Source organism: Ewingella sp. S1.OA.A_B6, assembly GCF_049889095.1.
Classification (GTDB): Bacteria; Pseudomonadota; Gammaproteobacteria; order Enterobacterales; family Enterobacteriaceae; genus Ewingella.
Genome location: NZ_JBLJFK010000010.1, coordinates 116,312 through 138,094, shown reverse-complemented (window position 1 = coordinate 138,094; position 21,783 = coordinate 116,312). Strand labels below are relative to the sequence as shown.

The window sequence follows — 21,783 nt, the reverse complement described above, 5'->3', positions numbered from 1 at the left end:
CCTGGCGGCACTAGCGCGGTGGTCCCACCTGACCCCATGCCGAACTCAGAAGTGAAACGCCGTAGCGCCGATGGTAGTGTGGGGTCTCCCCATGCGAGAGTAGGGAACTGCCAGGCATCAAATTAGTTCCTTTTCCCCTGACAAGGAAAATAACAGGAACAAACTTGTATCAGACATTTTCTGATGTGAGTGAAAGAACCGGTGGAGCGGTAGTTCAGTTGGTTAGAATACCTGCCTGTCACGCAGGGGGTCGCGGGTTCGAGCCCCGTCCGTTCCGCCACTTATAAAAATTATGCCTGCTAATTATAGCAGGCATAATGTTAAGCATAATTTAGGGGCGTAGCTCAGTTGGTAGAGCACCGGTCTCCAAAACCGGGTGTCGCGAGTTCGAATCTCTCCGCCCCTGCCATTTAAGAACCCTTCGCGAAAGCGAGGGGTTTTTTTTTGTGCAATCCTCTAAATCTCTGGAAATTTCACTTGGTCCAGACCTCAGTACTTTTCCATTTACCCTTCCTTTCTTTTTTTCCCTCATTTGAAAGTCTAATTCTTCCTTTTTATCGCTCATTTTTTGTGTTTTTTTAGCTGAATACATGTACTAAATGATTGTTCTGCACGTATGTGATCGCGCTCATAACGCTTTTTTTTGTTTGAACTAAAACTACTAATCGTCCTATGACGCTAAAAATCTAACGATCTCCTCTCTCCTTTGTTCTTTGGTCGTTTCAGAGAACAAATAGAAGACAGGCGCGTTAGTGAAACGTCTTAGCCGTATCCGAAAAGCGATAACAAAAAAACAGTGCAAGACTACACGCGAGGAACGAACCATGTACAAGAAACTATTATTGGTAGCAGCAGTTGCAACGGCATTCTGTGGAATGGCGCAGGCGGCACCTCTTGTCGTCGGTTTTTCACAAATCGGCTCTGAGTCAGGCTGGCGTTCCGCAGAAACCAAAGTGTCAAAACTTGAAGCTGAAAAGCGCGGTATTACGCTGAAGATTGCTGATGCTCAACAGAAACAAGAGAACCAGATTAAAGCAATTCGCTCCTTTATTGCTCAAGGTGTAGATGCTATTTTCATCGCTCCTGTCGTGGCTACAGGCTGGGCACCGGTATTGACCGAAGCTAAAGAAGCCAAGATCCCGGTATTCCTGCTCGATCGCACCATTGAAGTCAGTGATCCCTCTCTGTATACCGCGGCCGTTGCTTCTGACAGCGTACATGAAGGAAAAGTGGCCGGTGACTGGTTGGTAAAAGAAGTGGGTGGCAAACCATGTAACGTTGTTGAGCTGCAGGGTACGGTGGGGGCAAGCGTTGCATTGAACCGCAAAAAAGGTTTTGCTGATGCCTTGGCCTCTGCGCCAAACGTGAAGATTGTGCGCTCTCAATCCGGCGACTTTACGCGCAGCAAGGGCAAAGAAGTCATGGAGAGCTTCATCAAAGCGGAGCAAAACGGCAAAAACATCTGCGCCGTCTATGCGCATAACGACGATATGGCAATCGGTGCTATCCAGGCCATTAAAGAAGCCGGCCTTAAACCTGGTTCACAAATCAAAGTTGTCTCGATCGATGGCGTGCCGGATATATACAAAGCGATGCTCAATGGTGAGTCCAATGCCTCGGTCGAACTCACGCCGAACATGGCCGGGCCTGCTTTCGATGCGCTGATTGCTATGAAAAAGGATGGTACCCCGCCACCAAAATTTATTCAGACAAAATCAACTCTGGTGCTGCCTGACGCCGCACAAAAACAATATGACATGAAAAAAGACATGGGTTATTAAGCCTGAAATACCCGTTCAGTGGCCGTGCTGAGCGGGTGTTTATGATGATGATTCATTCCCACTTCACCTCAGGCAAATACCGTAGGAGTTGACACCGTGACGGATAATGCACGCTCTCAAGCTTTACTCGAAGTCCGTGGCTTGTCTGTTGAATTTCCTGGCGTGAAAGCGCTGGATAAAGTCGATTTCACGCTAAACAGTGGTGAAATAGTGGCGCTTTTGGGGGAGAACGGCGCGGGGAAATCTACGTTAATCAAAGCGCTGACCGGCGTTAACCGGCGTTCTGCCGGGACCGTGCATCTTAATGGTCAGGCTATCGATCCTATCAACACTGCACATGCTCAGGCGCTGGGAATTGGCACGGTATATCAGGAGGTGAATCTTCTGCCGAATATCTCCGTTGCCGCCAACCTTTTTATCGGTCGCGAGCCTACCCGCTTCGGACTCGTCAATCAGCGTAAAATGGAACAACAGGCGCGTGATTTACTTACCGGTTATGGGCTTAACCTCGATGTTAGCCAGCCCCTTTCTGCTTACTCCATCGCTATTCAACAAATTGTTGCCATTGCCCGTGCTGTCGATCTCTCCGCGCAGGTACTGATTCTCGATGAGCCCACAGCCAGCCTGGATGCCAAAGAAGTCAGCATGTTGCTCGATATTCTTAAGCAACTTCGCGACCAGGGCGTTGGAATGATTTTCGTCACTCACTTTCTTGATCAGGTATATCGAATCAGCGATCGCATCACTGTTTTACGTAACGGCAAGTTAGTCGGCAGTGAGTTAACCCGTGACCTTCCCCGCATAGCTCTGGTGCCGATGATGCTTGGCCACAGTTTCGATGAAAGCCTGCTTAAGCGTGGTGAACACCGTGTTATTACTGGCGAACCGCTGGTTGATTTTAAGGAGTACGGGCGTCGGGGAATGGTGGAGAGTTTTGACTTAAATATCCGGCGGGGAGAAATCGTCGGACTTGCCGGGCTGTTGGGTTCTGGCCGTACCGAAACGGCGCAACTGATCTTTGGCATCAAAAGTCATGATACCGGTAAAGCACGCGTGGATGGTAAAGCCTGCCAAATCAATACACCGCGTAAAGCTGCCAGTCTGGGGTTTGGTTATTGCCCGGAAGATCGCAAAACTGACGGGATTATTGGTGCAGCGACGGTCAGGGAAAATATTATTCTGGCACTGCAGGCCCAACGCGGCTGGTTGCGTCCTCTCTCGCTGAAAGAACAAAATCAGATCGCCGAGAAATTTATCAAACTACTCGGCATTCGTACACCCAGCGCCGAGCAGGAAATTCAATATCTGTCAGGTGGGAACCAACAGAAAGTGTTGCTTTCGCGCTGGCTTGCCACTAATCCGCGCTTTCTAATCCTCGATGAGCCAACGCGCGGTATTGACGTTGGCGCTCATGCTGAAATCATCCGTTTGATCGAAAAACTGTGTGATGAAGGATTAGCTCTGTTGGTTATTTCCTCTGAGCTTGAGGAGCTGGCTGGCTATGCTGATCGTATCGTCGTCCTGCGCGATCGCCGTCATATTACAGAAATCACGCAAGACCAAATCTCCGTTCCGGCGATTATGAAAGCCATTGCGGTTCAATGAGGGAAAGGCGATGAACAACAGGAGCCTGCCGATGACAGGAAAACCGCGCAAAGTTAGGTGGATATTCCCAAAAGGTACTACGCAATTGGGTGCTTTCCTGGCGATATTGCTGATTGATAGTTTGGTGGCACCGGGATTTTTTTCGGTCCATATTCAGGATGGTCGCTTGTTTGGCAGCCTGGTTGATATTTTTAACCGTGGCGCGCCTGTGGCTCTACTCGCTATCGGTATGACGTTGGTCATTGCGACGGGCGGTATCGATCTCTCCGTCGGAGCTGTAATGGCGATTGCAGGAGCAACTGCAGCTACCATGACCGTTCAGGGGTATCCGCTGTCGAGTGTCATTCTGGCTGCGGTCGCGGTCGGTGCAGCTTGCGGTTTATGGAATGGTTTCCTGGTGGCTGTACTACAAATCCAGCCGATTGTAGCCACCCTGATGTTAATGGTGGCAGGAAGAGGGATCGCCCAACTCATAACCGAAGGGCAGATTGTTACTTTCGAACATAACGGTCTTTCACAATTTGGCAGCGGATCATTCTTTTACCTGCCGATGCCGGTGATCATTGCCGCCGTGATGCTGGTACTCGTCTGGGCACTCACACGTAAAACTGCGCTTGGACTGTTTATTGAGTCCGTTGGGATCAACATCCGTTCGTCTTACTATGCGGGTGTAAATGCCCGGCTAGTCTTGGTGGCGGTGTATGTGATTTGTGGTATGTGTGCGGCGGTAGCCGGAGTTATCGTCACTGCAGACATTCGCGGTGCTGATGCTAATAATGCCGGATTATGGCTCGAACTGGATGCCATCCTTGCCGTTGTGATTGGTGGTGGTTCACTGCTGGGTGGACGCTTTAATCTGCTGCTCTCAGTGATAGGTGCGCTCATTATTCAGGGGATGAACACCGGCATTTTACTTTCAGGATTCAAACCGGAATTCAACCTGGTGCTGAAAGCGTTGGTTGTGTTAGCCGTTCTGGTGGCCCAGTCGCCACGGGTATCGCTGAGTGCCTTATGGCGGAGGAAAGAATAATGCTGAAACGAAATCTGCCCTTGCTGATCACTATTTTGGTGTTCATTGCCGGTTACGGCTACTGCTTCACCCAGTTCCCTGGCTTTGCCTCAACCCGCGTCTTTTTCGATCTGCTGACTGACAATGCATTCCTCGGAATTGTTGCCGTAGGAATGACATTCGTTATTCTCGCGGGTGGTATCGACCTTTCGGTCGGTTCAGTGATCGCCTTCACCGGTCTTGCGCTAGCGAAGTTAATTGGTGTGTATGGTATTGCACCGGGTTACGCCTTCGTCATTGTGCTCTTCGCGGGTGCGCTTTTTGGCGGGCTGATGGGGTGGATCATCGACACGCTGAAGCTGCCCGCTTTTATCATCACCCTGGCAGGTATGTTCTTTGTGCGTGGAATGAGCTTCATTGTTTCTGAAGAGTCGTTGCCCATTAACCATCCGCTTTATACCGAGCTCGCCAACTACGCGTGGAAAATGCCCGGTGGGGGGCGTCTTACTTTACTGGCGATGGTTATGTTGTTGGTTGTGGTGTTCGGTATTATCCTCGCGCACCGCACACGCTTTGGGAATAACGTTTACGCCGTAGGTGGCAATAGCGTTTCCGCCGCGCTGATGGGCGTACCCGTCAGACGCACCACCATTTATATTTATATGCTTTCCAGTACGCTTGCCGTGCTGTCGGGTATCGTTTTTTCGCTCTACACGTCAGCAGGTTACGCTCTGGCTGCCAGTGGTGTTGAGCTGGATGCGATTGCTGCCGTTGTTATTGGCGGAACGCTGCTCAGCGGAGGAATAGGAACCGTTCTCGGCAGCTTGTTTGGTGTATTGATCCAGGGTCTGATTCAGACTTACATCACCTTTGACGGGACGCTGAGTTCCTGGTGGACCAAAATTGTGATGGGAATTTTATTGTTTATCTTTATCGCCCTACAAAAAGGCATGGGTTCATACTGGGTGGCACGCCGTGCCCGTCATCCGCGACCTGAGCCGGGATAATGAACGGGAAGTTCTTTCGATTATAAATAGGTCAGAAGCGGCGTTTTTAATAACTGACGAATCAGCACTTGTTGATCGCTGTTCTGCAACCAAACGGCGTAGAGCGGGCGGATCACAGGTGGAATATCATTGTAAGCCGACAGCTGTGTAAACTCTTTTTCCCAGTGCGTAGGCAAATAGGCGCAGCCTCCGGTGGTTTCCAGCAGTTGACGCGTCAGATGAGCAGACGTAGTCGTCAGCACGGGTTCCAGCTCATTGGTCTGGGCGCGGCTTTCCTGTTGGGTAAAATCGGCACCCCACTCCAGTCGGACATAAGGCGCGTATTCATTTTTATTCTGTTTATCTGACGCAAAAAGACGTAACGAGAAATTACCCAACAACTGGCTCGAAAGCTCATCCATTTTGGGAGGCTCAGTGGTTATCAAAAGATCCAGTTGCCTTTCATGCAGTTGTTTGACCAGCGAATTGCGAAGCGCAACGCGCGCTTCGAGACGCAATGCTTCTCGCTGGCTATAAAGCGCTTGCAACCACGGTGTCAGATAGGCCTCCCAAAGCGCAGCCGTTGCTCCAATCGACAATTCTGTGTGCTGCAGAGAGCGTGCAACCTCTTTCTTGGCCATTTGCCAGGTCGACATCAGGTTTTCCGCGTAGGGCAGCAGGCGCTCACCTGCGGGCGTCAAGCGGATATTATTTCGATGACGGGTGAACAGATTTGCCCCGAGTTGAGTTTCCAATTGGCGGATGCGAAAACTGACTGCTGATTGTGTCAAATAAAGAGATTCAGCTGCTCTGCCAAAGTGGCGCGTTCTACTGACCTCCAAAAAGGTTTTCAGTAATTCCGTATCCAAAACCATCTCCAATATTTTTTGTCGTTAAGATTTAAATGTTTTGTTTTACACATTATCAAGCCTATCTAATACTCCGCGCCATAACAGCACGACCATGAGTAAATTAGGAGCGTGTCAGATGGCGGAAAGCTTCACCACGACAAGTCGTTTTTTTGACAATAAACATTATCCTCGCGGGTTCTCCCGGCATGGCGATTTCACCATTAAAGAAGCGCAAATGCTAGAACGTTACGGCTTTGCATTCAATGAGCTGGATTTGGGAAAACGCGAGCCTGCAACCGATGAAGAAAAACTCTTTCTAGAGGTTTGCCGCGGCACCCGTGAGCCAGTAACTGAAGCGGAGAAAGTGTGGAATAAATATATTATTCGCACCCGCCGACCAAAAAAATTCCACACGTTGTCTGGCGGTAAGCCACAAGCTGACTCGGTGGAAGATTATACTGACAGCGACGATTAACGAAACGGGGCATAGCCCCGTTTTTTTACGCCAGGCTCTTATGCAATTTTAACAATAGCCTATCCATGCATCGGTAGCTTAAGGCTTCAGAAATATGAGCTTTCTCTATCATAGACTGATTACTGAGATCGGCTAATGTTCTCGCCACTTTCAAGATCCGATGCCAGGCCCTGACCGATAACCCCAGCTTGTGCAACACGCTTTCTAAAAACTCCGCATCATCTTTCCTTAGCTCACAATATTTCTCCACTTCACTGCTGCTCAGGTGCGCATTAATTTTACCAGCACGCGCCAACTGAATATTCCTGGCGGCGATCACCCGTTCTCGTACCTGTCCGCTGTTCTCCCTGATGCGAGGTGCATGCCGTTGGCTTTGCTGACTGAGCACGCCCGGCGGCAGTAAAGGCACTTCGATAGACAAATCGAAACGATCGAGGAAAGGTCCCGAAAGGCGGCTGAGATAACGCAGAACTTGCTGGGGAGGTGTTCGACTATGGATACCCTGATAATGCCCCGTTGGGCTGGGATTCATGGCGGCGATCAACTGCGTTCTGGCGGGATAACACACTTTGGCGCGTGCGCGCGAAATTGTAATTTCACCGGACTCCATTGGCTGGCGCAGGGCATCCAGCACTTTGCGCTCGAACTCCGGCAGTTCATCGAGAAATAATACACCGTTGTGTGCTAACGAAATTTCGCCGGGACGTGGCAATGAACCGCCGCCAACCAGCGCGCTCATTGAGGTACTGTGATGGGGTGAGCGAAAAGGGCGCTTGCGGGAGAATTGCCCGTCATCTTCGGGGCTGTAAACCAAGCTGGCAATCGCCGCCGTTTCAAGCGTTTCCTGATTGGTCAGCGGTGGCAGTAAACCCGGCAATCGACTCGCCAGCATTGTTTTCCCTGTGCCGGGAGGACCAATCAGCAGCAAGTTATGGCCACCCGCTGCCGCGACCTCCAGCGCCCGTTTTGATTGTTCCTGCCCAATAATGTCCTCGATATCAGGTTGGTCTGCCGAAATATCAGCTTCTTCGCCTGGCTCAACGTCGCACAGACTCTCTTCTCCCTGCAAAAAGGCGCAGACCTGTAAAAGGTGGTCCGCTACTTTTGCCACGCCGGTTTCAAGTAATGACATCTCCTGCCGGTTATCGGTAGGCAGGATCAGTAATCTCCCCTCTTTCTGCGCTTCGATTGCCGCTGGAATAGCGCCATTTACGCCGCGTAAAGCGCCAGAGAGGCCTAACTCACCAAGAAACTCATACTGACCTAGCTTGTTCCCAGAAAGCTGCTCAGAAGCCACCAGAATCGCCAGAGCGATCGACAAATCATATCGGCCACCCTCCTTAGGTAAGTCTGCCGGCGCTAAATTGACGGTGATACGTTTAGCGGGAAAGGTGAATCCGCCGTTGATAATGGCGCTGCGGACTCTGTCCCTGGCCTCTTTAACCGTCGTTTCCGGCAGGCCAACCAGAGCCAGAGCGGGTAAACCGTTGCTGATATGTACTTCAACTGAGACGCCTGGCGCCTGTACGCCGAGAGAAGCACGGGTATAAACCACCGCTAATGTCATGGGTTTTTCCTTGCGATGAACCGTCTTAAAACCCGAGCATGCCTTAAAGTCCAGAATACGGAGTCGGCAGAAGCGCACTATCCAGCAAACATCGTGATCATATTTCTATGTTCTGTAATTTCAGGGCTGTATTGCGGAGCAGCTCGCACCTTGAGCAACACCTGTTAACACTTTACGTAATCCGGAAACAAAGTAGCGTCCTAATTATGTTGCCTGTTCACAATGGGAGGTGTTTAATTTATGGTGTTATTAACAATAATTAAACATTTAAGTTTTTCGTTTAACATTTTCCTGCCTCATTGATCTGTAAAGGAAATCTCAGTGAGCGCACCCTACACTTTCCGGTACAGGAAACTACTCATGTTCGGTTGGACTTCCAGACAGCGCAATGTCGCTATTGCCAGCTTCCTCAGCTGGACGCTTGATGCTTTCGATTTCTTTATTCTTGTCTTCCTGTTAAGCGACATTGCCAGTGCTTTTCAGGTCGATATCAAAGAAGTTACCCTCGCGATCCTTCTGACCCTCGCGGTGCGCCCCATTGGGGCGCTTTTATTTGGACGTGCAGCAGAAAAGTACGGACGTAAACCGATTTTGATGATCAATATTGCCTTCTTCTCAGTATTTGAATTGTGCACAGCGGCTGCGCCTTCACTGACGATTTTTCTGATCCTGCGAGTCATTTATGGCGTGGCAATGGGCGGAGTATGGGGCGTTGCATCGTCACTGGCGATGGAAACCATCCCAGATCGCTCTCGCGGATTTATGTCCGGTGTTTTTCAGGCGGGCTATCCGTTTGGATACCTGCTGGCAGCGGTAGTTTATGGGTTGTTCTCTAACATTGTTGGCTGGCGCGGCATGTTCGTCATCGGTGCAGTACCGATTTTCCTGCTGCCTTTTATCTGGTTCAAGGTGCAGGAATCTCCGGTCTGGCTGGCGGCACGTGAGCGTAAAGAGAGCACTGCGCTACTGCCGGTTCTCAAGTCGCAATGGAAGTTATGTCTCTATCTGGTTGTACTGATGACGGCCTTTAACTTCTTCAGCCATGGGACTCAGGATCTCTATCCTTCCTTCCTGAAAATTCAGCATGGCTTTGACGCTCACACCGTCAGTTTAATTGCTATCGGCTACACCATCGCCTCTATCATTGGCGGCATTTTCTTTGGTTCGCTGTCGGAGCGTATTGGGCGCAAAAAAGCCATTATTATTGCGGCGTTACTGTCACTGCCGGTGATACCGTTGTGGGCATTCTCCAGCGGGACATGGACGATTGGGCTGGGTGCATTCCTGATGCAATTCATGGTGCAGGGCGCATGGGGTGTGGTGCCTTCTTACCTCACCGAAATGGTGCCGGCAAACACCCGTGCCGTGCTTCCGGGATTCGTTTATCAGTTAGGTAATCTGCTCGCCTCGGCCAATGCGACTTTGCAGGCTTACATTGCCGAAAGTCATGGGCATAACTACGGGCTGGCAATGGCGATTGTGGCGGGTACGGTAGCGATCGTGATTTCGGCACTGGTGGCATTCGGTAGAGATACGCGCGGCAAAGTGCTCAATGATGCAACAAAATCGTCGACGGGAAAAATCCACTCGGGCGTCTGATTTTACTGACTATTTTTGGATTGATGATTGGCACTCTACCAAGGTGACTGCAAGAAAGATGTTGTCATTTAACATCTAACTGTGATAACTCTGTAGGCAATCGTTCGTAACAAAGAATTCAAGAAACCAAAAATGAAAGCCCTTCTCCTTGTCGTTAGCCTAGTCGTGATTAGCGTGGTGGTGATTATTATCCCACCGTGCGGGGCTGCACTTGGACGAAGAAAGGCTTATTAAACAAGCCTGAACCTGAAAAGAAACCCCGCACCGAAAGGTCCGGGGTTTTTTTTTGGTCGGCGATTTTAGTGAACAATGAAGCGAGGTCGGAAAATGAGCAACAGCATAATATTCTGCACTTGTCGCAAAAAGGCAGGAGAATAAGGATGAACGGAGCACAGTGGGTAGTACAAGCGTTGCGCGCACAGGGTGTCGATATGGTTTTCGGCTACCCGGGTGGAGCAATCATGCCGGTCTATGATGCGTTGTACGACGGCGGCGTGGAACACCTACTGTGCCGGCACGAGCAGGGTGCTGCTATGGCGGCTATCGGTTATGCCCGTTCAACCGGTAAAGTCGGTGTGTGCATCGCCACCTCCGGCCCCGGCGCAACTAACCTGATCACCGGTCTGGCCGATGCGCTGCTCGACTCTGTTCCTCTGGTTGCCATCACGGGTCAGGTTGGCTCTGCGTTTATCGGTACTGACGCTTTCCAGGAAATCGACGTTTTAGGTTTATCGCTGGCCTGCACTAAACACAGTTTTTTGGTTGAATCATTGGAGGCACTGCCGGAAATCATGGCAGAGGCATTTGCCATCGCCAGCAGCGGGCGTCCTGGCCCGGTTTTGATCGACATTCCAAAAGATATCCAGCTGGCTATCGGTGAATTACCCCCGCATCTCTTGGCGGTTGAGGAAAGTTTCCCGCATCCGGCCGCCGAGCTGGAACAAGCTCGCGTGATGATCTCGGTGGCGCAAAAACCGATGTTATACGTCGGCGGTGGCGTGGGCATCGCGCAGGCGGTTCCAGCGCTGCGCGAATTTATCTCTGCCACCGGTATTCCTGCCGTCGCGACACTGAAAGGCTTGGGCGCGCCCGATGCCAGCGACCCATGCTATCTGGGCATGTTGGGCATGCACGGCACCAAAGCGGCGAATCTGGCGGTACAGAGCTGCGATTTACTGATTGCCGTAGGCGCGCGTTTTGATGATCGCGTGACCGGAAAATTAAACACCTTCGCCCCGCACGCGGCGGTGATTCATATGGATATTGACCCAGCTGAGCTGAACAAGCTGCGTCAGGCTCACGTAGCGTTACAAGGTGATCTGAGAACGTTATTACGCGCGCTGAAACAACCGCTGTCGATTAACGCATGGCGTGACCATGTAATGACCCTGAAAGCGCAAGGTGAATGGCGTTACGATCATCCGGGCGAAGCCATCTACGCACCGTTGTTGCTGAAACAGATCTCGGATCGCAAAGCCGCCGACACCGTTATCACCACCGACGTGGGTCAGCATCAAATGTGGACCGCGCAGCACATGCAGTTCACCCGTCCTGAAAACTTCATCACCTCCAGCGGACTGGGTACGATGGGCTTTGGCATTCCAGCCGCCGTCGGCGCACAGGTTGCGCGCCCGAATGACATGGTGATCTGTGTATCGGGTGATGGCTCATTCATGATGAACGTTCAGGAGCTGGGCACCATCAAACGAAAACAGTTGCCGGTAAAAATCTTGTTGCTGGACAACCAGCGATTAGGAATGGTTCGACAATGGCAGGAACTGTTTTTTGATGGGCGCTACAGTGAAACAAACCTCTCCGATAACCCCGATTTTGTCACGCTGGCCAGCGCATTCGATATCCCTGGTCAACGTATCAGCCGTAAAGATCAAGTCGACGCTGCCCTGGATGCTTTCTTCAATAGCGAAGGTTCATATTTGCTTCAGGTTTCCATCGACGAAAGCCAGAACGTCTGGCCCCTGGTTCCGCCGGGCGCTGGCAACGAAACCATGTTGGAGGAAATGTCATGATGCAACATAACGTCTCAATCCAGGCGCGTTTTCGCCCTGAAATGTTAGAACGCGTACTGCGCGTGGTGCGTCACCGTGGTTTTCAGGTGTGTGCAATGAATATGAGTTCGATGGTCAACTCAGAAAACATAAATATTGAATTGACCGTTGCCAGTCAGCGGTCTGTGGATTTACTGTCTTCACAATTAAGCAAGCTGATGGATGTCGCCTGCGTCGAGATCCAACAACACACATCACAACAAATACGCGCGAATGCGTAAGTGAAGGAAAGAGAGAATGACGAAGAAAGCTGATTTCATTTGGTTCAACGGCGAGATGGTTCCCTGGGCTGAAGCCAAAGTTCACGTAATGTCGCATGCATTGCATTACGGCACTTCAGTCTTCGAAGGTGTGCGTTGCTACGACTCGCATAAAGGCCCTGTGGTGTTCCGTCATCGTGAACATATGCAACGTCTGCGTGACTCAGCAAAAATCTACCGTATGCCTGTGACTCAGAGTGTTGATGAGCTGATGGAAGCCTGCCGTGAAACTCTGCGTACTAACAAACTGGTTAGCGCTTACATCCGTCCGCTGGTGTTCGTAGGCGATGTCGGTATGGGCGTGAACCCTCCCGATGGCTATAAAACTGATGTGATCATCGCCGCCTTCCCATGGGGCGCGTATCTGGGTGAAGAAGCGCTGGAACAGGGTATCGACGCGATGGTGTCTTCATGGAACCGTGTTGCCGCCAACACCATTCCAACGGCCGCCAAAGCCGGTGGTAACTACCTTTCTTCCTTGCTGGTGGGCAGCGAAGCACGCCGTCACGGTTATCAGGAAGGGATCGCGCTGGACATTCACGGCTATGTATCCGAAGGGGCTGGGGAGAACCTGTTCGAAGTGAAGGAGGGCATTCTGTTTACGCCACCCTTCACCTCTTCCGCATTGCCGGGCATTACCCGCGACGCAATCATCAAACTGGCGAAAGATATGGGTCTGGAAGTGCGCGAGCAGGTTCTGTCCCGCGAATCCCTGTATTTGGCTGACGAAGTGTTCATGTCGGGTACCGCCGCTGAAATCACGCCGGTGCGTAGTGTTGACGGTATTCAGGTGGGTATTGGCAAACGTGGTCCCGTCACTAAACAGATTCAGGATGCGTTCTTCGGCTTGTTCACTGGAAAAACCGAAGACAAATGGGGCTGGTTGGATCCAATCAACCCACAATAATATCAAGAACAAGATTCTGCAGGCGGCCGTAGCGCCGCCGGCTAAACAAAATGATTTGGAGTGAATAGAAAATGCCTAAGTACCGTTCCCATACCACCACTCATGGCCGCAACATGGCTGGAGCCCGCGCGTTGTGGCGCGCCACTGGGATGACTGATGACGATTTCGGTAAGCCAATTATTGCCGTCGTAAACTCCTTTACCCAGTTCGTACCAGGCCACGTGCACTTGCGAGATGTAGGTAAACTGGTTGCCGAGCAAATCGAAGCGTCCGGCGGTGTGGCAAAAGAATTCAACACCATTGCCGTGGATGATGGTATCGCGATGGGTCACGGCGGCATGCTGTATTCATTGCCTTCACGCGAGCTGATCGCCGATTCTGTGGAATACATGGTTAATGCTCACTGCGCCGATGCCATGGTCTGTATTTCCAACTGCGACAAAATCACCCCGGGAATGTTGATGGCAGCGCTGCGTCTGAACATTCCGGTGATCTTCGTTTCCGGCGGCCCGATGGAAGCCGGTAAAACCAAACTCTCGGACAAAATTATCAAGCTCGATTTGGTTGATGCCATGATCCAGGGCGCAAACCCCAACGTCAGCGACGCCGACAGTGGGCAGATCGAACGCTCCGCTTGTCCAACCTGCGGTTCCTGTTCAGGTATGTTTACTGCTAACTCGATGAACTGTCTGACCGAGGCGCTGGGCCTGTCGCAGCCAGGTAATGGTTCATTGCTGGCGACTCACGTTGACCGCCGGGAACTGTTCCTGAACGCCGGTCGTCGCATCGTGACACTGACCAAGCGTTATTACGAAGAAGACGACGAAAGTGCATTGCCACGCAATATCGCCAGCAAAGCGGCATTTGAAAATGCCATGACGCTGGATGTCGCGATGGGCGGCTCGACCAACACCGTTCTGCACCTTCTGGCCGCCGCACAGGAAGGCGGAATTGAATTCGATATGGCGGACATCGACCGTCTGTCACGCGAAGTACCCCACCTGTGCAAAGTGGCACCGAGCACCCCGAAATACCATATGGAAGACGTTCACCGTGCCGGTGGTGTGCTGGCGATTCTGGGCGAACTGGATCGTGCAAACCTGCTAAACCGTGAAGTCAAAAATATCCTTGGTCTGACCCTGACTGAGACGCTGGATCAGTACGACATTATGCTGACCAAAGATGAAGCCGTTAAAAAAATGTTCCGCGCCGGCCCTGCAGGTATCCGTACCACCAAGGCGTTCTCACAGGATTGCCGCTGGGACACGCTGGACGATGACCGCGCCGAAGGCTGTATCCGCTCGCTGGAAAATGCTTTCAGTCTGGAAGGTGGGCTGGCTGTGCTGTACGGCAACATCGCCGAAGCCGGCAGTATCGTTAAAACCGCCGGTGTTGATAAAGACAACCTGACCTTCCGTGGCCCGGCCAAAGTATACGAAAGCCAGGATGACGCAGTAGCGGCGATCCTCGGTGGCAAAGTGGTCTCCGGCGACGTGGTGGTTATCCGTTACGAAGGGCCAAAAGGCGGTCCGGGCATGCAAGAAATGCTGTATCCGACCACCTATCTGAAATCCATGGGGCTGGGCAAAGAGTGTGCGCTGATCACCGACGGCCGCTTCTCCGGCGGTACATCTGGTCTTTCTATCGGCCACGTTTCTCCGGAAGCGGGCAGCGGCGGCCTGATTGCGCTGATTGAAGATGGCGACTTCATCGACATTGACATTCCAAACCGCAGCATGGTGCTGGATGTTCCGGCAGCAGAGCTGGCTGCGCGTCACGAAGCAGAAGTGGCTCGCGGTGATCAGGCGTGGACGCCGAAAAACCGTGTGCGTGAAGTCTCCTTCGCGTTACGCGCTTATGCCATGTTGGCAACCAGTGCTGATAAGGGTGCAGTGCGCGATAAATCTAAGCTGGGAGGCTAAAGGCTCATGGCGGTATCTCAACCTCTACCCGACCAGCCGTGTGGTGCGGAATATCTCCGTGCCGTATTGCGTGCGCCGGTTTATGAAGTGGCACAAGTCACGCCTTTACAGGTGATGGAAAAAATCTCAACCCGGCTCGGCAATACCGTGTTGGTGAAACGTGAAGATCGTCAGCCGGTACACAGTTTCAAGCTGCGCGGTGCTTACTCAATGATTGCCAGCCTTAGCGAAGAACAGGCCACACGCGGTGTCATCACTGCGTCAGCCGGTAATCATGCGCAAGGCGTGGCCTTGTCAGCCACCAAAAAAGGCATACGATCGCTGATCGTCATGCCGGTTGCTACCGCCGATATCAAAGTCGATGCTGTGCGTCACTTTGGTGGCGAAGTCCTATTGTATGGTGCGAATTTCGACGAAGCCAAAGGCAAAGCCATCGAGCTTTCTCACCAGCAAGGCATGACCTTCGTGCCGCCCTTTGACCATCCTGCGGTGATCGCCGGTCAGGGCACGCTGGCGATGGAACTGTTGCAGCAGGACGCACATCTGGACCGGGTATTTGTGCCGGTCGGTGGTGGCGGTTTGGCGGCGGGCGTGGCGGTTTTGATTAAACAACTGATGCCGCAGATTCAGGTGATCGGCGTAGAAGCTGAGGATTCGGCCTGTCTGCGAGCGGCGCTGGATGCCGGTGAACCTGTTGATCTGGCGCGTGTTGGGTTGTTTGCCGAAGGCGTGGCGGTTAAACGCATTGGTAACGAAACCTTCCGTTTGTGCCGCGAATACCTTGATGACGTGATAACCGTCGACAGCGATGCTATTTGCGCAGCGGTGAAAGATCTGTTTGAAGATGTGCGGGCGATTGCTGAGCCTTCCGGAGCATTGGCGCTGGCCGGATTGAAGAAATATGTGCAGCAACACAACATTCAGGGTGAACGTCTGGCGCATGTCTTATCCGGCGCTAACGTTAATTTTCACGGACTGCGTTATGTTTCAGAGCGTTGCGAGTTGGGCGAGCAGCGCGAAGCCCTGCTGGCGGTGACGATCCCTGAGGAAAAAGGCAGCTTTCTGACATTTTGCCAGCTGCTTGGCGGACGTTCGGTGACGGAGTTCAACTACCGCTATGCCGACGACAAAAACGCCTGCATTTTTGTCGGTGTACGTCTGACGCGTGGTCACGCCGAGCGCAAAGAGATCATTGATGAATTGTATAATGGTGGCTATGAAGTAGTGGATTTGTCCGACGACGAAATGGCCAAACTGCATGTGCGCTATATGGTTGGCGGGCGTCCGAGTAAACCGTTACGTGAAAGGTTGTACAGCTTTGAATTTCCTGAATCGCCGGGCGCATTGCTGAAATTTTTGCACACGCTGGGGACGCACTGGAACATTTCACTGTTCCACTACCGCAGCCACGGCACTGATTTTGGCCGCGTACTGGCGGCGTTTGAGCTGACTGACCAGGAACCGGAGTTCGAGCAAAATCTTTCTACGCTGGGCTTTGACTTCCACAACGAAAGTGATAATCCTGCTTTCCGCTTCTTCCTGGCGGGTTAAACCAAACGGGACACACTTAAAATGTGTCCCGTTTTACCTTTCATACTTCGAGCTACAGAAGCTGCCAAAAAGCATCGATCAGCGGTTCATTCAGCCGTTTTTTCTGCACGCACACGCCGAGTTCCAGCGGCGCACCGAGCGTCACGTTGTCGAGTACTGTGATTCGGTTACGTACCGGTTCCGGGCTATTCTCCAGCACTACGTCAGGCAGTAAAGCGATGCCGCAACCGAGCGCCACCATCGAGACAATGGCTTCGTGGCCGGAAACGGTGGCGTAAATCAGTGGGTTGGTCAGGCGGTTACGCTTGAACCAGATGTCGATACGTTTTCGCGCCGGGCCATGTTCCGGCAGGATAAACGGGATTTGTGACCAGTCTGGCGCTGCTTCACTAATTTGATTGCGCACGGCGCAGGGCAGTGAAGGCGCGATCAGAATCATCGGAATTTCGCCGATTTTGGTGAAGTCGACGCTGGAGGGCAAGGTTTCCGGATGGCCGGCAATGCCTAAATCGGCTTCGGCCGATTGCACTTTTTCAACCGCATCGGCTGCATCGCCGGTCGTCAGTTTGATCTCTACCAGTGGATGCTGCGCACGGAAGCGGTCGAGTATCGGCGGCAGATGGCTATACGCGGCGGTGACGGAACAGAACAGCCGCAGTTCGCCACTGAGTGTCGGACCATGCTGGCCAAGCGAATGGCATAGCTGCTGATATTGCAGTAACGTTTGTTGAGCAAAGTTTCGTAACTGTTCGCCCGCACTGGTCAGCTGTACGGTGCGGTTGTCACGCTGAAATAATGGCTGGCCAAGCTCCTCTTCCAGCCGTTGAATCTGGCGTGAAAGTGTGGATGGGCTAACATGCATAGCCTTGGAGGATCGGCCGAAATGGCGACTTTCAGCCAGATGCAGGAACAGTTTCAGATCGCGTAGGTCCATAAAGATTATCCGGCTCTTTGGTTTCACAGATGACAAAACAAGATTATTGCAGATTCTGCAACGTCATCTTCTTAATATATCAATTTAAGCAATATGTCGCATGACATATAGTGAATTAACGGTGTTCACCGGCTCACCGGTGAAACAAAAAATAACAGCACTTACCTCGACAGAACGGAGCAAGACATGGCTAACTATTTCAACACACTCAACCTGCGTCAGCAGCTGGCACAACTGGGCAAATGCCGCTTCATGGGTCGCGACGAATTCGCTGACGAAGCCAGCTACCTCAAAGGTAAAAAAGTGGTGATTGTGGGCTGTGGCGCACAAGGTTTGAACCAGGGTCTGAACATGCGAGATTCCGGCCTGGATGTGTCATACACCCTGCGTGCAGAAGCGATTGCTGAGAAGCGTGCTTCATGGCGCAAAGCGACCGAAAACGGCTTCAAAGTTGGCACCTATGAAGAACTAATCCCGCAGGCTGACCTGGTGGTTAACCTGACGCCGGACAAACAGCACAGCGCTGTGGTTAAAGCGGTTCAGCCTCTGATGAAAGATGGCGCGACCTTGGGTTACTCACACGGCTTCAACATCGTTGAAGTGGGCGAGCAAATCCGTAAAGACATCACCGTGGTGATGGTTGCACCGAAATGTCCAGGCACTGAAGTTCGTGAAGAATACAAACGTGGTTTCGGCGTTCCAACGTTGATCGCGGTTCACCCGGAAAACGATCCAAAAGGCGAAGGCATGGCGATTGCTAAAGCCTGGGCTGCGGCTACCGGTGGCCACCGTGCCGGCGTTCTGCAATCTTCCTTCGTGGCTGAAGTTAAATCTGATCTGATGGGCGAGCAGACTATTCTGTGCGGTATGTTGCAGGCTGGTTCTCTGTTGTGCTTCGACAAATTAGTGGCTGACGGCGTTGATGAAGCCTATGCCGAAAAACTGCTGCAGTTCGGCTGGGAAACCATCACCGAAGCGCTGAAGCAAGGTGGCATCACGTTGATGATGGATCGTCTGTCTAACCCAGCAAAACTGCGTGCTTATGCTTTATCCGAGCAACTGAAAGAGATCATGGCGCCGCTGTTCCAAAAACACATGGATGACATCATCTCCGGCGAATTCTCCAGCGGCATGATGGCTGACTGGGCGAACGATGATAAAAATCTGCTGACCTGGCGTGAAGACACTGGCGCATCCGCGTTCGAGAACGCACCACAATTCGACGGTAAAATTTCTGAGCAGGAATATTTCGACCACGGTGTTCTGATGATCGCAATGGTGAAAGCCGGTGTTGAACTGGCATTCGAAACCATGGTTGACTCAGGTATCATTGCAGAGTCGGCCTACTACGAATCACTGCACGAGCTGCCGCTGATCGCTAACACCGTGGCCCGTAAACGTCTGTATGAAATGAATGTGGTTATCTCTGATACCGCAGAATACGGTAACTACCTGTTTGCCAACGCGGCAGTACCTTTATTGAAAGAGTTCATGACTCAGTTGCAGGCCGGTGACTTGGGTAAATCTGTGGCAGGCACCCACGTTGATAACGCGCAACTGCGCGATGTTAACGAAGCTATCCGCAACCATCCAATCGAAGCGGTAGGCCATAAGTTACGCGGCTATATGACTGATATGAAACGTATCGCGGTTGCCAGCTGATATCTGCTGACGGCATAGAGAAATAGATAAAAAAGGGCACTGCATGAAAATGCGGTGCCCTTTCTTTTACTGCTACTACGTCACAACGAAACTTAGTTGCGATACAGTACTTTGATGATGTGGTAACCAAACTGGGTGTGCAGTGGGCCTTGTGGCTCGATCAGCGGAGCGGAAAACACCACTTTATCGAAAGCAGGAACCATTGCGCCTTGCTTGAATTCGCCTAAATGACCGCCTTTTTTACCAGAAGGGCAGGTGGAGTGTTTCTTCGCCAGCTTTTCGAAATCGCCACCGTTTTTCAACAGAGTCATGATTTCCTGAGCCTGGGCTTCTTCCTTAACCAGGATATGCAATGCTGCTGCAGTTTTTGCCATGATAAGACCTTTTCTCGAGAGATGTTCCAGTGGCGTAATGTAACATTTGCAACTGCGCATGTGGACTCCGGCATGCATTCCAACCATAACAAAATGCGCCGTAAAGCCTGTCAATCTCGCCTCTGCTTTCTGCTACAATCGCCGTCCTTGTCCATCAAGTGAGCAAAAATACGCCATGCGATTAAACCCCAGCCAACAACACGCTGTTGAATTTGTTACCGGGCCCTGTCTGGTTCTGGCCGGTGCCGGATCAGGCAAGACCAGGGTCATTACCAATAAAATCGCACACTTGATTCGCCAATGCGGTTATCAGGCGCGCCATATTGCCGCCGTGACGTTTACGAATAAGGCCGCGCGCGAGATGAAAGAGCGTGTGGCGCAAACCCTGGGCCGTAAAGAGGCGCGCGGACTGTTGATTTCTACTTTCCATACTCTGGGCCTGGAAATCATTAAGAAGGAGTATGTGGCGCTAGGCATGAAGTCCAACTTCTCCTTGTTTGATGACCAGGACCAGCTGGCGCTGTTGAAAGAGCTGAGTGAAACCTGGCTGGAAGAGGACAAGACGCTTTTGCAGCAGTTGATCTCGACGATCTCTAATTGGAAAAATGATCTGATTGATCCGTCTGCCGCCGCCAATATGGCGCGTTCCGAGCGTGACAAGACCTTCGCGCATTGCTATCGCTTGTATCACGACCATATGCGCGCTTGTAACATTCTCGATTTCGATGACCTGATTCTGTTGCCAACGTTATTACTGCAGCGTAACGAAGAAGTCCGCGAGCGTTGGCAGAATAAACTGCGCTATCTGCTGGTGGATGAATATCAGGACACTAACACCAGCCAATACACGATGGTGAAGCTGCTGGTGGGTAACCGCGCGCGTTTCACGGTCGTTGGGGATGATGATCAGTCGATATACTCCTGGCGTGGTGCGAGGCCCCAGAATCTGGTGTTGCTGAAAGAGGACTTTCCTGCCCTGCAGGTGATCAAACTGGAGCAAAATTATCGCTCTTCCCAGCGTATCCTCAAAGCGGCTAACATTTTAATCGCCAATAATCCGCACGTGTTCGAAAAGCGGCTGTTTTCCGAACTAGGCTATGGCGAGGCGCTCAAAGTGATCACTGCCAATAACGAAGATCACGAGGCTGAACGGGTGGTGGGTGAACTGATTGCCCATCACTTTATGAATAAAACCAACTACGGTGACTACGCGATTTTATATCGAGGCAATCATCAGTCGCGCCTGTTTGAAAAAATGCTGATGCAAAACCGTATTCCGTATCGCATCTCTGGCGGGACGTCGTTCTTCTCACGACCGGAAATCAAAGACCTGCTGGCGTACTTGCGCGTGCTGACGAACCCGGACGATGACAGCGCTTTTCTGCGTATAGTCAATACTCCGCGCCGTGAGATTGGTGCCGCTACGTTACAGAAATTGGGTGAGTGGGCGAATCAACGCAACAAAGGCCTGTTTAAAGCCAGTTCTGACTTCGGCCTGAGCCAGTTTCTTACGGGGCGCGGTCTTGAATCGCTGCAACGTTTTACACACTGGATGGGCGGCATTGCCGAGCGTGTTGAGCGGGAACCGGTAGCGGCGGTGCGTGATTTGATTCATGGTGTGGATTACGAGAGCTGGTTGTTTGAAACGTCTCCCAGCCCAAAAGCCGCCGAAATGCGCATGAAAAACGTCAACCAGCTCTTTAGTTGGATGACCGAAATGCTCGAGGGCACCGACCTTGACGAGCCGATGACGCTGACCCAAGTGGTAACACGCTTTACGCTGCGCGACATGATGGAACGTGGTGAGAATGATGAGGAGCTGGATCAGGTCCAATTGATGACCCTGCATGCTTCTAAAGGACTTGAGTTCCCCTATGTATTTTTGGTTGGTATGGAAGAGGGCTTGCTGCCACATCAGAGCAGCATTGACGAAGATAACGTCGATGAAGAGCGTCGCTTGGCTTATGTAGGCATCACGCGTGCCCAGAAGGAGCTGTTCTTCACGCTTTGCCGCGAAAGGCGTCAGTACGGTGAATTGCTCCGCCCGGAACCGAGCCGCTTCCTGATGGAGTTGCCGCAGGATGACCTGGAATGGGAAACGGAGCGCAAAGTCGTTAGCGCGCAGGAAAGAATGGTCAAAGGGCAGAGTCATCTGGAGAAGATCCGCGAACAGCTGGCAAAAGCCAAAAAATAGCGAGTAACGTTTGTAAAAAAAGGCAACATTGCTGTCGCCC

18 protein-coding genes, 2 tRNA genes and 1 rRNA gene are annotated in these 21,783 nt (G+C 51.8%); 17 read left to right on the top strand and 4 right to left on the bottom strand.

The window, feature by feature from the left end; translation table 11 throughout:
- From rrf to yjfF, 7 genes are all read left to right on the top strand, one after another.
- Positions 1–116 (top strand): 5S ribosomal RNA (rrf, locus tag ACMV8I_RS16945).
- A gap of 87 nt (positions 117–203) precedes the next feature.
- Positions 204–280: transfer RNA gene (locus tag ACMV8I_RS16940), tRNA-Asp, on the top strand.
- A gap of 53 nt (positions 281–333) precedes the next feature.
- Positions 334–409, top strand: a tRNA-Trp gene (locus ACMV8I_RS16935).
- A 415-nt stretch (positions 410–824) separates the two neighbouring features.
- Complete coding sequence (ytfQ, locus tag ACMV8I_RS16930; RefSeq protein ID WP_498866378.1) at positions 825–1,781, top strand: galactofuranose ABC transporter, galactofuranose-binding protein YtfQ; 957 nt, start codon at positions 825–827, stop codon at positions 1,779–1,781.
- Between the two features lie 96 nt (positions 1,782–1,877).
- A complete protein-coding gene (ytfR, locus tag ACMV8I_RS16925) occupies positions 1,878–3,386 on the top strand; it encodes a galactofuranose ABC transporter, ATP-binding protein YtfR (RefSeq protein WP_498866371.1) in 1,509 nt (502 codons plus the stop codon).
- A 10-nt stretch (positions 3,387–3,396) separates the two neighbouring features.
- The gene (ytfT, locus tag ACMV8I_RS16920; protein WP_498866370.1) at positions 3,397–4,416 is read left to right on the top strand and encodes a galactofuranose ABC transporter, ATP-binding protein YtfT; all 1,020 of its coding nucleotides are present in this window, start codon (positions 3,397–3,399) and stop codon (positions 4,414–4,416) included.
- Positions 4,416–5,402: a galactofuranose ABC transporter, permease protein YjfF gene (yjfF, locus tag ACMV8I_RS16915; protein ID WP_498866369.1), complete on the top strand. Its 987-nt coding sequence runs from the start codon at positions 4,416–4,418 to the stop codon at positions 5,400–5,402. The genes ytfT and yjfF overlap by 1 nt, the downstream gene beginning before the upstream one ends.
- Positions 5,403–5,422: 20 nt before the next feature.
- On the opposite strand, the gene hdfR is transcribed toward yjfF, so the two are convergent.
- On the bottom strand, positions 5,423–6,250 hold the full coding sequence (hdfR, locus tag ACMV8I_RS16910; protein WP_498866368.1) for an HTH-type transcriptional regulator HdfR: 828 nt from the start codon (positions 6,248–6,250) through the stop codon (positions 5,423–5,425).
- 118 nt (positions 6,251–6,368) lie between these two features.
- On the opposite strand from hdfR, the gene ACMV8I_RS16905 reads away from it, so the two are divergent.
- Positions 6,369–6,707, top strand: a complete 339-nt coding sequence (locus ACMV8I_RS16905) for a MaoP family protein (RefSeq protein WP_498866377.1) — start codon at positions 6,369–6,371, stop codon at positions 6,705–6,707.
- A 25-nt stretch (positions 6,708–6,732) separates the two neighbouring features.
- On the opposite strand, the gene ACMV8I_RS16900 is transcribed toward ACMV8I_RS16905, so the two are convergent.
- Positions 6,733–8,274 carry a YifB family Mg chelatase-like AAA ATPase gene (locus tag ACMV8I_RS16900; protein ID WP_498866367.1) on the bottom strand — a complete coding sequence of 514 codons (1,542 nt, stop codon included), beginning with the start codon at positions 8,272–8,274 and terminating at the stop codon, positions 6,733–6,735.
- A gap of 360 nt (positions 8,275–8,634) precedes the next feature.
- Between ACMV8I_RS16900 and ACMV8I_RS16895 the strand changes: the two genes are divergently transcribed.
- From ACMV8I_RS16895 to ilvA, 7 genes are all read left to right on the top strand, one after another.
- Positions 8,635–9,873, top strand: a complete 1,239-nt coding sequence (locus ACMV8I_RS16895) for an MFS transporter (RefSeq protein ID WP_498866366.1) — start codon at positions 8,635–8,637, stop codon at positions 9,871–9,873.
- 132 nt (positions 9,874–10,005) lie between these two features.
- Entirely contained in the window at positions 10,006–10,107 is a 102-nt protein-coding gene (gene ilvL / locus ACMV8I_RS16890; protein ID WP_015699153.1) for an ilv operon leader peptide, read from the top strand.
- A 146-nt stretch (positions 10,108–10,253) separates the two neighbouring features.
- The gene (ilvG, locus tag ACMV8I_RS16885; protein ID WP_498866365.1) at positions 10,254–11,900 is read left to right on the top strand and encodes an acetolactate synthase 2 catalytic subunit; all 1,647 of its coding nucleotides are present in this window, start codon (positions 10,254–10,256) and stop codon (positions 11,898–11,900) included.
- The gene (ilvM, locus tag ACMV8I_RS16880) at positions 11,897–12,160 is read left to right on the top strand and encodes an acetolactate synthase 2 small subunit (protein ID WP_498866364.1); all 264 of its coding nucleotides are present in this window, start codon (positions 11,897–11,899) and stop codon (positions 12,158–12,160) included. Before ilvG ends, ilvM begins: the two co-directional genes overlap by 4 nt.
- A 16-nt stretch (positions 12,161–12,176) precedes the next feature.
- Entirely contained in the window at positions 12,177–13,106 is a 930-nt protein-coding gene (locus ACMV8I_RS16875; protein WP_188475105.1) for a branched-chain amino acid transaminase, read from the top strand.
- A gap of 71 nt (positions 13,107–13,177) precedes the next feature.
- Positions 13,178–15,028, top strand: coding sequence for a dihydroxy-acid dehydratase (ilvD, locus tag ACMV8I_RS16870; RefSeq protein WP_498866363.1), 1,851 nt, complete (start codon positions 13,178–13,180; stop codon positions 15,026–15,028).
- Positions 15,029–15,034: 6 nt separating this feature from the next.
- Positions 15,035–16,579 carry a threonine ammonia-lyase, biosynthetic gene (ilvA, locus tag ACMV8I_RS16865; RefSeq protein ID WP_498866362.1) on the top strand — a complete coding sequence of 515 codons (1,545 nt, stop codon included), beginning with the start codon at positions 15,035–15,037 and terminating at the stop codon, positions 16,577–16,579.
- Between the two features lie 52 nt (positions 16,580–16,631).
- Here ilvA and ilvY read toward each other — a convergent pair whose 3' ends face one another.
- Positions 16,632–17,513 carry an HTH-type transcriptional activator IlvY gene (ilvY, locus tag ACMV8I_RS16860; protein WP_498866361.1) on the bottom strand — a complete coding sequence of 294 codons (882 nt, stop codon included), beginning with the start codon at positions 17,511–17,513 and terminating at the stop codon, positions 16,632–16,634.
- A 186-nt stretch (positions 17,514–17,699) separates the two neighbouring features.
- On the opposite strand from ilvY, the gene ilvC reads away from it, so the two are divergent.
- Positions 17,700–19,175, top strand: a complete 1,476-nt coding sequence (gene ilvC, locus ACMV8I_RS16855) for a ketol-acid reductoisomerase (protein WP_498866360.1) — start codon at positions 17,700–17,702, stop codon at positions 19,173–19,175.
- A 92-nt stretch (positions 19,176–19,267) separates the two neighbouring features.
- Here the strand turns inward: ilvC and ppiC are convergent, their stop codons facing one another.
- Entirely contained in the window at positions 19,268–19,549 is a 282-nt protein-coding gene (gene ppiC, locus ACMV8I_RS16850) for a peptidylprolyl isomerase PpiC (protein WP_498866359.1), read from the bottom strand.
- Positions 19,550–19,724: 175 nt separating this feature from the next.
- Between ppiC and rep the strand changes: the two genes are divergently transcribed.
- A complete protein-coding gene (gene rep / locus ACMV8I_RS16845) occupies positions 19,725–21,743 on the top strand; it encodes a DNA helicase Rep (protein WP_498866358.1) in 2,019 nt (672 codons plus the stop codon).
- The last annotated feature ends 40 nt before the right edge of the window (positions 21,744–21,783 follow it).

Bases quoted from the DNA above. Each gene is read 5' to 3' on its own strand.
- ilvA (WP_498866362.1), top strand. From the start codon at position 15,035: ATGGCGGTATCTCAACCTCTACCCGACCAGCCGTGTGGTGCGGAATAT.
- ACMV8I_RS16905 (WP_498866377.1), top strand. From the start codon at position 6,369: ATGGCGGAAAGCTTCACCACGACAAGTCGTTTTTTTGACAATAAACAT.
- ilvM (WP_498866364.1), top strand. From the start codon at position 11,897: ATGATGCAACATAACGTCTCAATCCAGGCGCGTTTTCGCCCTGAAATG.
- ilvD (WP_498866363.1), top strand. From the start codon at position 13,178: ATGCCTAAGTACCGTTCCCATACCACCACTCATGGCCGCAACATGGCT.
- ilvC (WP_498866360.1), top strand. From the start codon at position 17,700: ATGGCTAACTATTTCAACACACTCAACCTGCGTCAGCAGCTGGCACAA.
- ACMV8I_RS16900 (WP_498866367.1), bottom strand. From the start codon at position 8,274: ATGACATTAGCGGTGGTTTATACCCGTGCTTCTCTCGGCGTACAGGCG.
- ytfT (WP_498866370.1), top strand. From the start codon at position 3,397: ATGAACAACAGGAGCCTGCCGATGACAGGAAAACCGCGCAAAGTTAGG.
- ilvY (WP_498866361.1), bottom strand. From the start codon at position 17,513: ATGGACCTACGCGATCTGAAACTGTTCCTGCATCTGGCTGAAAGTCGC.
- ilvL (WP_015699153.1), top strand. From the start codon at position 10,006: ATGAAAGCCCTTCTCCTTGTCGTTAGCCTAGTCGTGATTAGCGTGGTG.
- yjfF (WP_498866369.1), top strand. From the start codon at position 4,416: ATGCTGAAACGAAATCTGCCCTTGCTGATCACTATTTTGGTGTTCATT.
- ACMV8I_RS16895 (WP_498866366.1), top strand. From the start codon at position 8,635: ATGTTCGGTTGGACTTCCAGACAGCGCAATGTCGCTATTGCCAGCTTC.
- rep (WP_498866358.1), top strand. From the start codon at position 19,725: ATGCGATTAAACCCCAGCCAACAACACGCTGTTGAATTTGTTACCGGG.
- ACMV8I_RS16875 (WP_188475105.1), top strand. From the start codon at position 12,177: ATGACGAAGAAAGCTGATTTCATTTGGTTCAACGGCGAGATGGTTCCC.
- ilvG (WP_498866365.1), top strand. From the start codon at position 10,254: ATGAACGGAGCACAGTGGGTAGTACAAGCGTTGCGCGCACAGGGTGTC.
- ytfQ (WP_498866378.1), top strand. From the start codon at position 825: ATGTACAAGAAACTATTATTGGTAGCAGCAGTTGCAACGGCATTCTGT.
- ppiC (WP_498866359.1), bottom strand. From the start codon at position 19,549: ATGGCAAAAACTGCAGCAGCATTGCATATCCTGGTTAAGGAAGAAGCC.